Source organism: Actinoplanes sp. NPDC026619, from assembly GCF_040638295.1.
In the GTDB taxonomy this organism is placed as follows: domain Bacteria; phylum Actinomycetota; class Actinomycetes; order Mycobacteriales; family Micromonosporaceae; genus Actinoplanes.
The window spans coordinates 54,702-68,354 of sequence record NZ_JBEZYA010000025.1 but is presented as its reverse complement, the minus strand read 5'-3'; the positions used below and the strand labels follow the sequence as shown (position 1 = coordinate 68,354).

The following is a 13,653-nucleotide window of genomic DNA, read 5'->3' as shown; positions in this document are numbered from 1 at the left end:
CACCCATCGACGGCCGGCGGAACCCTCCCGCCCGAGATTGCGGAATCCTGCAACCCGGCGGGCTTGTAGGGTCTTGACCATGACCGCGCTCGACGATCTTGTGACCCGCTATCTGTCGCCCGCGGTGACGCCGCACTGCGACAACTCGTCGGTCGAGTTCGTCGTCGACGGGCGGGCCTGGATGCGGCGGATGCGGGAGCTGCTCACCTCGCTCGGGCCGGGCGATGCGGCGTACATCTGCGGCTTGCAGTTGGATCCCGACATGGACCTCGCCGGGCGGCGGCCGGGCGATCCCGGCTACCAGGCGTTCGGCGAGCTGCTGGCCGAGATGGCGTTCGCCGGCGTCGACGTCCGGGTCATCCTGGCCGGGGCGGTGGTGAGCAGCAGCTTCACCCGGCCCACGATCGGGCCGTTCCACCAGAACGTGACCACCGCGCACCGGCTGCGGCGCTGGCGGCACGAGGGCGACAAACCGCTCGCCAACCGGGTCGTGCTCGACTGGTCCGGCTCCGGGGTCGGCTCCAACCACCAGAAGATCACCCTGATTCGCCGGGGCACCGAGCTGACCGCCTGCGTCGGCGGCATCGACTACGCGTCCAGCCGGCTCGACGAGTCACCGCACCGCCGGCTCGCCGTCCGCGGCGGCCGCTGGGGCTGGCACGACGCCGGCGCGATCATCAGCGGCCCGGCCACCACCGACGTCTGGCGGGTCATGCGGATGCGCTGGATCGGCGCGGTGAACCTGCCCCGCCGGCGCTACTTCTGGCCGGCCGTCAAGGGCCTGCAGGTGCTCAACCCGCCGGGTCTGCCACCGGAGATCGACCCGCCACCGGCCCAGCCGGCCCGGGAGGCGCCCGGTTCGGCCTGCCAGATCCTGCGGTCGGTCGGGCCGTGGTACATCGATTCGCTGCTGCCGTGGGAACGCCGGCCCTACAGCGACGTCTCGCCGGACGGCGTGCACGAGATCTTCCTGACCCTGGTGCAGGCGATCGGCGCCGCGCAGCGCTATATCTACATCGAGGACCAATACTTCCGCGAGTACCCGGGCGGCGACCGCCGCTTCGAGCTGTACCCGTACCTGCGGGCGGCGGCGGCCCGCGGGGTGAAGGTGATCCTGGTCGGCTCGGGCACCCGCGACCCGGCCGACGGCTCGCCGCTGATCAACGGCACGCTCAACGCCGACCTGCAGCGCAAGGTGATCGACCCGCTGCCGCAGCAGTTGCGCCGCAACATCGGCCTCTGGCGGGTCGAGCACCTGACCGTGCACGCCAAGGTCGTCATCGTGGACGACCGGTTCGCCGCGGTCGGCTCGGCCAACCTGTTCAGCCGCTCGATGACCGGGGTCGACACCGAGCTGACCGCGGCCCTGGTGACCACCGGCGACACCGTCCGCGACCTGCGGATGCGGCTCTGGGCCGAGCACCTGCGCACGCCGCTCTCCGACGAGCTGCGCCCGCACCTGGCCGACCTCGACCTGGCCATCGGCATGTTCCGGCCGGAGTGGCTGCCACCGGAGGCGCCGGCCGGCTCGTGGCGCGCACCCGGCCTGCCGGCCGGTTTCGACCCGCTCGAATCAGTGCTGACCCTGGTCGGCCCACCCTGAAGGGGCGTTGTGGACACACTTCCCGATCCTGGTCGCGCCACCTCCCTCGATGAGCTCGTCGACCGGCTCCGGCTGCTGAAGATCTGGGCCGGTGACCTCTCGTACGACGCGATCACCGCCCGGGTCAACGCCGGCCGCCCCGCCGCCGACGCGGCCCGCCGGTCCACCGTGGCGAACTGCTTCCAGCCCGGCCGGCGCCGGCTCAACCACGATCTCGTCCTCGCCGTGGTCACGGCGCTGCACCCGGACGTGGAATACGTGGACCGGTGGCGCCAGGCCCTGCGGGTGATCGGCGCGGAGACCGAGGCGGTGGCCCAGGTCCGCGTGCAGGACGCGCTGCCGCCGGAGCTGGACGGCTTCACCGGCCGGGCCGGCGCGCTGGCTCAGCTCAGTGAAGCCGATTCGCTCGCCGTGATCGAGGGGATGGCCGGCGTCGGCAAGACCCAGCTGGCCGTCCACGCCGGACACGAGCTGCTCCGGGCCGGCGCCGCCGACCGGGTCCTGTTCGTCAACCTGCGCGGCTTCCACCCCGACCCGACCCAGCCACCGGCCGACCCGGCCGCCGTGCTGGACGGTTTCCTCCGCCTGCTCGGCGTGCCCGGCCAGCAGATCCCGCACGACCCGGAGGCCCGTGCGGCCGCCTATCAGGAGCGACTGGCCGGCACCCGGACGCTGGTGGTGCTGGACAACGCCGCCTCCGCCGACCAGGTGCGCCCGCTGCTGCCGGACGTGGCCGGCTGCCTCACCCTGGTCACCAGCCGGCGCAGCCTCACCGATCTGAAGCCGGCCACCCAGCTCACCCTCGACGCCTTCACCCCGGCCGAGGCGCTGGCCTTCCTCTCTCATTCGGTCGGTGTGGCTGATCCGGAATCCGCCGCGCGCATCGCGCAGCGCTGCGGCAATCTGCCCCTGGCCCTGAGCCTCATCGCCGGCCACATCCGCAGCACCCCCGGCTGGACCCTGGCCGACCACGCCGACCGGCTCGACGAACGGGCCCGCGACCGCCGCCTGGACAGTGGCGTCGAACTCGCCCTGGCCCTCTCCTACCAGCATCTCCCCGACGAACAACGGCGCCTGCTGCGCCTGGTCGCCCTGCACCCCGGCCAAGACTTCGATGTGTACGCCGTGACCGCCCTCGCCGGCGCCGGCACTCCCCCGCGCCTCGACGACCTCTGCGCCGACCACCTGCTGCAACAGCCCGGACCGGGCCGCTATACCTTCCACGACCTGGTCCGCGCCTACGCCGCCGCCCGCGCCCAGGACGAGGACCGCCCGGCCGACCGCCGCGACGCGCTGACCCGCCTGTTCGACCACTACCTGACCGCCGCGACCACCGCCATGCACACCCTGCACCCCACCGAGGCCCCCGCGGCCGGCGAACCGATGCCCGAGCTGACCGACCCCGGCGCCGCCGCGGCCTGGCTGGACACCGAACGGCTCACCCTGGTCGCGATGGCCGCACACACCGCCGCCAACGGCTGGCCCGGCCACACCACCCGGCTGGCCCGCACCCTGTACCGCCACCTGCAGGGCGGCTACAACGCCGAGGCCCTCACCGTGCACGGCCACGCGCTGACCGCCGCCCGCACCCTCGCCGACCGGGAAGCCGAGGCCAACGCCCTGGCCGCCATCGGCGTCGCCCACCTGCAGATGGGCCGCACCGACACCGGCGTGCACATCGTCCGCCAGGCGCTCGAGGTCTACCGGCAGATCGGCGACCGGACCGGCCAGGCGTTCGCCCTGCGCAACCTGGGCGGCGCCGCGGAACGACAGGGCCGCGCGGCCGAGGCCATCGACCACTGGCGGGAGGCCCTGGCCCTCTGCCGCGAGGCCGGCGACCGAACCGGCGAGGCCACCTCCCTGGCCGTGCTGGGCGACGCCTTCGAGCGGGCCGGCCGCTTCGAGGAGGCCATCGACCACTGCGAGCAGGCGCTGACCCTGGCCCGGCAGACCGGCAACAAACACCGCGAGGCCTTCACCCTGAACAGCCTCGGCATGGCCGAGACCCGAGCCGGCCACTACGCCCCGGCCGGCGAACACCTGAACGCGGCCCTGGCCCTCTTCGGCGAGGTCGGGGTCCGCTTCGGCGAGGCGATGGTGCTGGACACCCTGGGCCTGCTCCACACCGGCCTGAACCGCCCCGACGAAGCGGTCGACTACCACTCCCGCTCGCTGGCCATCGTCCGCGAACTGGGCGGCCAGGACGGCGAGGTCTACGTGCTCAACGGCCTCGGCGCCGCCCTGCTGGCCGCCGGCCGCCCGGCCGAAGCCCAAACCCACCACACCGAGGCGTACGCCATAGCCACCGCCCTGGGCATAACAAGCCAGCAGGCCACCGCCCAGGCCGGCCTGGGCCACGCACTCCGGGCACTGGGCAACGCCGCCGGGTCCCGCAAGCACTACGAACAGGCCCTGACTCTCTACACCGAGCTGGGCCTCCCCGAGGCCGAGGAGATCCGCACCCTGCTCAATCCCCCGAGTTAGGCAAACCATGGACGCTAGCCGATGTCATCAGCTCTGATCCGTCCGTCCTTCTCGTCAGCGATCTTTCCGCTCGATGTAGCGGTTGGGCATTGCCGCTACTGTTGATGCACCTGTTGCGGCGGAATGGGTGACGACATGGCCGACTTCGAGAAGGTGCTGGTGGACACGTCGACACTGCTCGAGGTGTCGGCCTTTGGTCATGTCTCCAGCGCACGTCTGTCGGGCGCCGTCGAGGCTCTCGTCCTCTTCGAGACGATTGTGCTGGACGGCCCTTCGGTCGATATGCGCGCGCCCGACCTGCGCTGGCTGGAGGAGCTCGACCGCGACGAAATAGTTTCGGAGCCGCTCGATCGGACAGCGGTCCAAGATATGTATCGGCGCGCGGTTGCGATGTTCGAAGCGATTCCCTGGTCGAATGGTCTGGCCGATCGCTTTCAATCACATCTGCATCGGGTACGCGAAACGCTCGGCGGGCCGTCGGAATTGACCCGATACACTCCCGTGATGACCGAGCGGCCGCCGCCGGCACTCGGTGTGGTCCAGCACCTATGTGGTCATGGCATCGATCAACCAGTCGCTGAGGTGTTCACCCGTCCGTTCGAGCATCCGGGTGCCGGCGTACAGGAATCGCCTCGGCTGGATCCCGCCCTCCTTGCGGAGGGCCTCGCCAATCTTCTTCGGTTGTTCTACTACCTCGCACTGCAGGAACGTACCGGTGCCTTGCTGCTGATCCATCCCGCAAAGGACTTCGGTTTCGGCATTGCCGGCGACCCGCAGGAGAACCTGCGATGGGATCACTTCGGCTCCAATCTCATTGCTGCCTTCGACGCCGAGGTGCAGGCGGCCTACGCACGCCGGTATAGCCGATGGCTCGGGTCCGCGCCGCGATCGATGCCAGCACCCCCGTTGACTCGGCTCGTCTTCGCGCAAGCGCGCGACAAGGGCTGGAGCATCGGCCGCTCCATCATGTGGTTGCGCAGCCAACCCGAGGTCCGAAAGTTCAGGCAAGGACTCCGTAGTCTCCAGCTTCTCGTAGATGCCGGCGATAAGGTCGGCGTTGACGACGTGCTGTCGGAGTTGCAGACCGCCGCCGATGCGCTGTCGACCCGGCTGAGCGCTGACGTCCGCCGCCGTAGCCGGTTCGCGCTGCAAGCATCTTTGCCGCTTCTGCAGCCCACCAAAGAAATCGCGATTCCGCTCCCTGGCCGCAGCCCAGCGCAGAAAATGCTGGGCCTCATGACCTGGGCGTCTCGATCGGAGTGAAAGCACGCCTCGCGGATATCCCGGCGCGGCGACCGGTCGGCGCCAGCCTGTTCGCGTGCGCCGCCCGGTCGCCTCGGCCTTCCAGGTTTGTCAGCCCCAGTTCTGTTGCGGCTGGCTGTTGCAGCCCCAGATCTGCACCTTTACGCCGTCGTTGCCGATATTGTTTGCGTCCGCGTCCAGGCACTTGCTGTACCGGTCGTTGGTGATCCAACCACCGGAGCTGACCCGCCACTTCTGCTGTCCCTGGCCGTTACAGCCGTAGATCTGCACCTTCGAACCGTCGCCGCCATTACCGTTTGTATCGGCGTCCAGGCACATGCTCGAGTACTTCACGCTGCGGATCTCGCCGTTCGCGGCCAGTCGCCAACCCTGCTGCGCCGTACCGTTGCACCGCCACAGCTGCACCTTGCTGCCATCGCGGCCGCCGCCGTTGATGTCGACGTCCAGGCACTTGCTGGTGTTGCCGTGGCTGCGCAGCACCACGTTCGCCGGGTAGACGCTTACACACGCCGTCGAAAGGTGTTTGGCATTGCTCCACACTCCGACGCACGCCTCCCCGGTCCGGGCCGGGTAACCGTCAGGTTTCCACATCTCTGCGCCGGACACGTTCGTCGATTCGTGGTAGGTGCCACGGAACTGCTTGTATCGGTCGACGCTTGTTCCGGTAGTGTCGCGAAGCTCGTAGCTGAACTGCCAGTTCCGCAGGCCAAGGCCAGCCGCAAAGGAGGCCTTGACCATGTAGATCTGGTCGCCGCGGCCGGTGACGTCGATTCGCAACATGCCGCCGGCGATGCACTGTTGCACTCCCGGGACACAGATCTTGCCCCACTGCGTCTGCCCGGACGCGTCTGCATGCGCCGCACTCGGGGCAGCGACCACTGACACAACGGTCGCGAGCATTGCGCCCAAGACCACGACGGCCAAACGGGGTAGACGGCTCAACGAGAAACCAGTGTTCACAACGCCCTCCCCAAGTTGAGCTTTCCGGGGACGGTACGACGGACGGTCAACATCCAGTCACTCAAACGGGTTCCGGACGTCGAGCCGTACGTCTGCCGAGACCGCAGGCGAACGGGCCAGGGCCGGCGCAGGTCAGGGGAAGGTGACCTCGACCAGGGGGCTGGTTGCCAGCCAGGCCTCGGGCTCCTGGCCGGGCTTGCCGAGGAAGGCGGCCAGCAGGGTGAACAGGTCGGTGAAGACCTTCTCCCGCTCGGCCGGGTCGGTGATGGGGCGGGCGGTGGCCGGCAGGTCGGCGGTGGCGGATTCCTTCAGGTGGAAGGTGAAACCCGGGTTGGCGACGAGGTTGGCGTACCAGTCGCGGGGGCGGCCGGGGGTGCCGGTGATGTAGTAGCGGCCGTCCACCCGGTGGAACCAGATCTCGATCCGGCGTGGTTCGCCGCTGCGGCGGCCGATGGTGGTGATGTCGATGATCCGGTCCTGCGCCAGCGCGGTGGTGGTGTCGTCGCTCATGTTCGCTGCTTCCCTCGTCCGGTCGGAGTGTCCTTCGGCGGCAACCTCGGGCGGGGGCCTCTCTATTTCGGGGTCGCCCGTCCGGTCGGCGAAATCAGCCGTTGCGGGGATCCACGGTGGTCTCTGCCCGGCCAGAATGATTCGGCGTGGCGGAGGCAGACATCCGCCCCTTTACGGGTGGAGTGCCCCGAATGAGCGGCTGGCAGCTGTCCGGCTACACGCCTGTTCGTCCGCTCGGCGCCGGCGCCTCGGGCAGCGTCGTGCTTGCCACCCATGACCGGAGTGGCACCTCGGTCGCGATCAAATATCTGGCGCGCAGCCTCGCCGAGGACGCCTCGTTCCGGGCGGCTTTCCGGCAGGAGGCGCGGCTGCTCGGGGAGATCGACGACCCGCACATCTCCCGGCTCTACGAATACATCGAGTCCGCCGACGGCGCGGCGATCGTGATGGAGCTGGTCAACGGGGTGTCGCTGCGGCAGATGCTGCGCGAGCACGGACCGACCACGCCCGAGTCGGCGCTGGTGGTCCTGAAGGGCTCGCTCGCCGGGCTGGGCGCGGCGCACGCCCACGGCGTCGTGCACCGTGACTACAAGCCGGAGAATGTGCTCGTCACCGGGGACGGGTGGAGCAAGCTCGCCGACTTCGGCATCGCGGTGGCGGTCGGCCAGGGCGCCGACACCGTCGTCTCCGGCACGCCACGGTACATGGCCCCGGAGCAGTGGACGGGTGTTCCGGCAACGCCCGCCTGCGACATCTACGCCGCCACCGCCACCTTCTTCGAGTGCCTCACCGGCAAGCCGCCGTACGACGGACCCAACCTGTTCGCCCTGCACGAGCAGCACGCCAACGCGCCCATCCCGACCGACCCGGCTCCGGCGGCGGTGCACGATCTGCTCCGGCACGGCATGGCCAAGCAGCCCGCCGACCGGCCCCAGCACGCCCTCGCCTTCCTCGACGTCATGGAGCGGGTGGCCGGCACGGCGTACGGGCCGGATTGGGAGCAGCGCGGGCTGCAGGACCTCGCGCGCCGCGCCGCCCTGCTCGCCCTGCTGTGGCCGTTTCCCGACCGCACCGGCGGCGCCACCAGCGTCGCGACGACATCGCTCGGCGCCACGGCCGGCCGCCGCGGCGGCTTCCGCACCGGTCGCAAGCGGACCGCGCTGGCCGGCAGCGCCGTGGTGGTGGCCCTGCTGCTCGGCGGGGCCGGATACCGCTACGCCGCCGCCGAGTCCCCGGCCTCCGCGGGCGGCGAGTCGAGCCCGATCGTCGCCGATCCGGTGCTGGCCGGGCCGTCCAGCACGACTCCGCCGGCTACCTCCGCGACCCTGCCACCGGCGTCAGCGACGCCGTCGGTCGCACCGACCCCGGGCACGTCGGGGACGACGACCGCGACGACCAAGCCGGTGACGCCGGCCGACCCGGGCACCACGACCACCAAGGCCCCGCCCAACAGCGCGCCGACCACCACCACGCCCACGCCGAGTCCGTCGACCAGCACCACTCCGGCCGACACCACCGCACCCACGGTCGGCGCGGTCAGCGCCAACCCGACGTCGCTGGAGGCGGAGGGCTGCCGGTACGGCACCCGCACCAGCACCATCGCGGCCGGCGCCACCGACGACCGGACCGCCGCGACCGCGCTCACGGTCACCTTCCGGTACGCCCTGGGCGGCACCACCTCGACCGGCACGATGAAGTCGGTGGGCCGGGGCGTCTTCCAGGGGACGCTCGGCCCGCTGCCGATGCAGAACTCGGCCACCCGCATCCCGGTCCTGGTCGTCGCCGTCGACGCGGCCGGCAATGCGGGCCAGTCCTCGAAACCGACCTACGTGACTCTCGCCAACACCTGCACCCCCGGCTAGGAGTACGCCGTGCCTACCGCGAACAGCCACGCCTCGTGAGCCGCCCGCCGGAGCCCTTCGACGACCGGGCGATGCCGCCGGCGGTCGATCCGTGGGCGACGATCGACCGTCCCGTCCCCACCGTTTACCTCGGTGATCCGGACACGACCGTCCGCGCCGCCCCGTCCGGCCGGAGCCCGGCCGCACCCGTTCCGCCGTTCGCCGCGCCGACCGTGCGCGCCGTCGACGAGATGCGCTTCGGGCCCGGCGTGCCGGCCACCCCGGTGGCCGCGCCCGGCTGGCCCGCCGCCGCCCCGGCCAGGCGCCCGGTCTGGCGCCGGCTGGTGTCGGTGCTCTCCAGCCTGCTGACCCTCGCGCTGCTGGTGGTGGCCGGGCTCTACGTGTGGCAGCGGCTCAGTCCGCTCGTGGTGGAGAGCGCCACCGTGGCGGTGCCCCGGCCGGCCGGGAACCGCTGCGACGTCACCGTCGACGTGGTCGCGACGGTGCGCACCAACGGCCGCAGCGGCGAGCTCCGCTACCAGTGGTTCCGCTCGGACGCGGCGCCGGGCGCCGTGCTCACCGAGCAGGTCGGCCGCGGCCAGCGCACCGCCACCCTGACCCTCAAATGGACGTTCAGCGGCGTCGGCACGACCACCGAGACCGCCACCCTCAACATCACCGAACCGGCGCCGCTGCAGGCCGGCACCAAGGTCGCCTACCGCTGCCGGCGCGGCTGAGCTGCCCGTCCGACCTAATCCACCGGGGTGAACCTGACGCCGGGTTTTCCGCCGGCCCCCGCGCCGCCCGCCCGGCCAGCCGCTCTGAGCTGCGGTTTTCCGGTTCGTCACCCGTCCGGGGCCGGGGGCGTCACCGCATACTCGCCGGGACCGCCTGGAGGGAGACTCGGTGACGGCGCAGAAGAACGGGAACACGCACCACGGTCCGGTGTTCGGGGACCACGCCACGTTCATCGTGGGCGACAGCAACGGGGTGGGTGGGCGCAACGACCCGGCGGCCCCGGCGCGCCCCGGGCGGTGGGAGCGGCACGGAAAGGCCATCGTCGGCATCGCCACCGTGGTCGGAACCGTCTTCACGGTGGCCGCGTTCTGGGTGGCGCTCAAGGACCCGGACACCCCGGCGGACGACAAGTCGGATGCCGCCCCGGCGCCGACCAGGACCGTCACCCGCCAGCCGGGCGGGACAACCCCGGTGGTGGCGGCGGCCGGGGCGGTGTTCAGCGACGTGGTCACCGCCGACTTCGGCACCGGCTACGACCTCGACAGCGGGACGGCGCGCAAGCAGTACAAGCCGGACGCCGACACGGACATGTCGGTGACGTCGTACTCGATGACGTCGAGCGCCCGGCACAGCGCCATGTTCTCGGACACCAGCGCCGGCGACGAGAGCGGCGCGTACGACCGGTGCCGCACCTACCGTCTTTCCGGCGGGAAGACGACGCCGACCGCCCTCATCTACCCGGCCGCGCAGTACTGCTTCACCAGCTCCGACAACCACCCCGGCTGGTTCCAGGTGGTCAGCCAGCAGGACAACGCCTTCATGATCAAGGTCGTCATCTGGTCCGAGACCGCGGAGCCATGAGCGACCGGCCGGATAGCATCTCGGGTGTGATCGGCAGCGCAGCTCAGATGCCCAACCCCGCACTCCGGTCGTTCGGGGTGGTGGTCGGTGAATGGCGCACGACCGGCACGCACCCGTTGATGCCCGGCACGACGTTCCGCGGGCGCACCTCGGTCGCCTGGCACGAGGGCGGCGCGTTCCTTCTCATGCGATCCGAGATGGAGCAGAGCGAGATCCCGAGCGGAGTGGCGGTCATCGGCAGTGACGACGCCGCCGGGACGTTCACCATGGTCTACTTCGACGAGCGCGGCGTGTCCCGGAGTTACGCCGTCACGCTGACCGGCAACCGGCTGGCGTGGGCCCGCGACGAGGCCGGTTTCGCGCAGCGCAGCACGCTGGTGATCGACGAGGACGGCTCGCGGATGGTCGGCACGGGCGAGATGCGCCGTGACGGCGGCGACTGGGAGGGCGACCTCTCGCTGACCTACGAGCGCCTCAGCTGAACGTCATCAGGAAGGCAGAGGGCGCTTGCGGAGGACGTACTTCTGGATCTTGCCGGTTGAGGTTTTTGGCAGGTCGCCGAATGTGACGTACTTGGGGGCCTTGAATCGGGCGAGGCGCTCCCGGACGTACGCAATGATCTGCTCCTCGGTTGTTGTCTTGCCGTCTTTGAGCGTGATGTAGGCGGCCGGGACCTCGCCCCAGCGGTCGTCGGGGACCGCGACCACCGCCACCTCCAGCACCGCCGGATGGTCGGCGATCACCTGCTCCACCTCGACCGATGCGATGTTCTCGCCGCCCGAGATGATCACGTCCTTGAGGCGGTCGCGGAGTTCCAGGTAGCCGTCGGGATGGCGTACGCCCAGGTCGCCGGTGCGGAACCAGCCGTCCGGCGCGGCCGCGGCGGTGGCCTCGGGGTCCTTCAGATAGCCCAGCATCACGGTGTTGCCGCGCAGCGCGATCTCGCCGATCGTCGCGCCGTCGGCCGGCACGTCGGCGCCGTTCGCGTCGATGATCCGCGGGGTCACCGCGGCCATGTTCGCCACGCCCTGGCGGGCCTTCATCCGGGCCTGGCCGGCGCGGTCGAGCGTGTCCCACTCCGGGCGCCAGTCGCAGATCATCGCCGGGCCGAACGTCTCGGTCAGGCCGTAGAGGTGGGTGACGTCGAAGCCCAGCTCGGCCATCCGCCGCAGGATGGCCGGCGACGGCGGCGCGCCGCCGGTGGCCACCCGCACCACCCGGCCGTCCGGCACGCCGTCGCCGGCCTCGGGGGCGTAGGCCAGCATCGACAGCACCGTCGGCGCGCCGTTGAGGTGGGTGACCCGCTCCTCGCGGATCAGCCGCCACACCTGCGCCGGATCGACCCGGGGCAGGCACACGTGCGTCGCGCCAGCCGCGGTCACCGCCCACGGGAAGCACCAGCCGTTGCAGTGGAACATCGGCAGCGTCCACAGGTGCACCGACGACGGCGACAGCCCGGTGTGCCCGGCCATCGCGAGCGCCTGCAGGTAGGCGCCCCGGTGGTGGTACATCACGCCCTTCGGCTTCCCGGTCGTACCTGAGGTGTAGTTGATCGACAACAGGCCACGCTCGTCGGCCGGCGCCACCCGCAGCGGCGGCGCGGCGGGCATCTCGTCCGTGCGGATCCGCTCGATCGCCGTGCCGAGCTTGCCGACCAGGTCCTCGAAGACCGGGTCGTAGAGCAGCACCGACGCCTCCGAGTGCGCCAGGATCCAGTCGACCTCGCCGGCCGACAACCGGGTGTTGACCGCGACCAGCGGCACCCCCGCCCACGGCACCCCGAAATGCGCCTCCAGCAGCACGTGCGTGTTCGGCGCCAGCACCGCCACCGGCCGGCCGCCGGCACGCGGCGCAAGGAAGCCGGCCATCCGGCGGCAACGATCACGGAATTCGGTGTACGTCCACCGGCGGTCACCGTCGATGACGGCGATCCGTTCGCCGTGCGCCTCGGCCGCCCGGTCCAGGTAGGACACCGGCGAGAGCGGCTCGAACGACAGCTCCATGTCAGCGCTGCTCGAGCAGGGAGTGGCGGCGGCCGTAGAACGCGTACACCAGCAGGCCGAGCACGAACCAGACCGCGAACCGCAGCCACGTGACCGGGGACAGGTAGGTGATCAGCCAGAGCGAGAACAGCACGCCGAGCGCCGGAACCACCGGCATCGCCGGCAGCCGGAACGCCCGCGGCAGGTCGGGCCGGCGATAACGCAGCACGATCACCGCCACGCACACCACCACGAAGGCCAGCAGGATGCCGATGTTGGTCAGCTCGGCCGCCTCCCGGATCGGCAGGAACCCGGCGATCACCGCGGACACCGCGCCGGCGATCCAGGTCACCCGGGCCGGCACCTGGCGCCTCGGATGCAGCTTGGCGAACCAGGCCGGCAGCAGGCCGTCGCGGCTCATCGAGTACCACACCCGGGTCACACCCAGCATGAACGTGAACATCACGGTCAGGATGCCGATGATCGCCCCGACCGCGATGACGTCGGCCAGCCCCGACAACCCGACCGAGGCGAACGCCGACGAGAAGCCGCTCTCCGGGTCGATGTCGGTGTACTTCTGCATGCCGGTGAGCACCAGACAGGCCAGCACGTACAGCACCATCGAGATGATCAGCGAGTAGATGATCGCCTTCGGCATGTGCCGCCGCGAATCACGCGACTCCTCGGCCGCCGTCGACATCGCGTCATAACCGAACACCGCGAAGAACACGGTGGACGCGCCGGTGATCGCGCCGCCCACGCCGTACGGGAAAAATGGTCGGTAGTTGCCGGTGTGGATGTGGAAGAAGCCGACGATGACCACCAGCAGAACCACCGCGACCTTGATCGCCACGACGACGGTCTCGGCGCGCGCGGCGGCCCGGATGCCCAGGTTCAGCAGGTACGCGATGAGCAGGCACAACAACACCGCGAACAGGTCCACCACATGCCCGCCACCGGTCCCCGGCGCACCCAACATCCAAGCCGGCAGGTGTACGCCGATGTCGTCGAGCAGGAACGAGAAGTACCCGGAGATGCCGATCGCCACGACCGAGACGATCGCCGTGTACTCCAGGAGCAGGTCCCACCCGATGAACCAGCCGACGATCTCCCCGAGAACCGCATAGCCGTACGTGTAGGCCGAACCCGCCTTGGGGATCAGCCCGGCGAACTCGGCGTAGGAAAGCGCCGCGCACGCCGAGGCAACACCCGCGATCAGGAACGACACGAGCACCGCGGGGCCTGCGGTCTCGTTCGCCACTGCCCCGGCGAGGGCGAAGATGCCCGCCCCGATGATGCCGCCGACACCGATCGCGGTCAGCTGGAACAACCCGAGCGACCGGTGCAGGCCGCCGGTGTCGCCCTCGTCGGTGATGTCCTCGACCGGCTTACGCCGGAAAATCCCATCCAT

11 protein-coding genes are annotated in these 13,653 nt (G+C 70.7%); 7 read left to right on the top strand and 4 right to left on the bottom strand.

Annotated elements, in window-relative coordinates:
• Nucleotides 1-79 precede the first annotated feature (79 nt).
• From AB0E90_RS39790 to AB0E90_RS39780, 3 genes are all read left to right on the top strand, one after another.
• Complete coding sequence (locus AB0E90_RS39790; RefSeq protein ID WP_360417405.1) at nt 80-1,603, top strand: phospholipase D-like domain-containing protein; 1,524 nt, start codon at nt 80-82, stop codon at nt 1,601-1,603.
• A gap of 9 nt (nt 1,604-1,612) precedes the next feature.
• Entirely contained in the window at nt 1,613-4,087 is a 2,475-nt protein-coding gene (locus AB0E90_RS39785; protein ID WP_360417403.1) for a tetratricopeptide repeat protein, read from the top strand.
• A gap of 135 nt (nt 4,088-4,222) precedes the next feature.
• The gene (locus AB0E90_RS39780; protein ID WP_360417401.1) at nt 4,223-5,350 is read left to right on the top strand and encodes a hypothetical protein; all 1,128 of its coding nucleotides are present in this window, start codon (nt 4,223-4,225) and stop codon (nt 5,348-5,350) included.
• Nucleotides 5,351-5,440: 90 nt separating this feature from the next.
• Here the strand turns inward: AB0E90_RS39780 and AB0E90_RS39775 are convergent, their stop codons facing one another.
• Nucleotides 5,441-6,130 carry an RICIN domain-containing protein gene (locus AB0E90_RS39775; protein WP_360417400.1) on the bottom strand — a complete coding sequence of 230 codons (690 nt, stop codon included), beginning with the start codon at nt 6,128-6,130 and terminating at the stop codon, nt 5,441-5,443.
• Nucleotides 6,131-6,442: 312 nt separating this feature from the next.
• Nucleotides 6,443-6,820 (bottom strand): nitroreductase family deazaflavin-dependent oxidoreductase, encoded by a 378-nt coding sequence (locus AB0E90_RS39770; protein ID WP_360417398.1) that lies wholly within the window; start codon nt 6,818-6,820, stop codon nt 6,443-6,445.
• A 191-nt stretch (nt 6,821-7,011) separates the two neighbouring features.
• Here AB0E90_RS39770 and AB0E90_RS39765 point away from each other — a divergent pair, with 191 nt between their 5' ends.
• The 4 genes from AB0E90_RS39765 (at nt 7,012) to AB0E90_RS39750 (ending at nt 10,742) form a co-directional block, all read left to right on the top strand.
• Nucleotides 7,012-8,682 carry a serine/threonine-protein kinase gene (locus tag AB0E90_RS39765; protein ID WP_360417396.1) on the top strand — a complete coding sequence of 557 codons (1,671 nt, stop codon included), beginning with the start codon at nt 7,012-7,014 and terminating at the stop codon, nt 8,680-8,682.
• A gap of 35 nt (nt 8,683-8,717) precedes the next feature.
• On the top strand, nt 8,718-9,398 hold the full coding sequence (locus AB0E90_RS39760) for a hypothetical protein (protein WP_360417394.1): 681 nt from the start codon (nt 8,718-8,720) through the stop codon (nt 9,396-9,398).
• Nucleotides 9,399-9,567: 169 nt separating this feature from the next.
• Entirely contained in the window at nt 9,568-10,260 is a 693-nt protein-coding gene (locus AB0E90_RS39755; protein ID WP_360417392.1) for a hypothetical protein, read from the top strand.
• Between the two features lie 26 nt (nt 10,261-10,286).
• Nucleotides 10,287-10,742, top strand: a complete 456-nt coding sequence (locus tag AB0E90_RS39750; protein WP_360417390.1) for a hypothetical protein — start codon at nt 10,287-10,289, stop codon at nt 10,740-10,742.
• A gap of 6 nt (nt 10,743-10,748) precedes the next feature.
• Here AB0E90_RS39750 and AB0E90_RS39745 read toward each other — a convergent pair whose 3' ends face one another.
• Both AB0E90_RS39745 and AB0E90_RS39740 read right to left on the bottom strand, forming a co-directional pair.
• Complete coding sequence (locus AB0E90_RS39745) at nt 10,749-12,263, bottom strand: AMP-binding protein (RefSeq protein ID WP_360417388.1); 1,515 nt, start codon at nt 12,261-12,263, stop codon at nt 10,749-10,751.
• Between the two features lies 1 nt (nt 12,264).
• Nucleotides 12,265-13,653, bottom strand: coding sequence for an amino acid permease (locus tag AB0E90_RS39740; protein WP_360417386.1), 1,389 nt, complete (start codon nt 13,651-13,653; stop codon nt 12,265-12,267).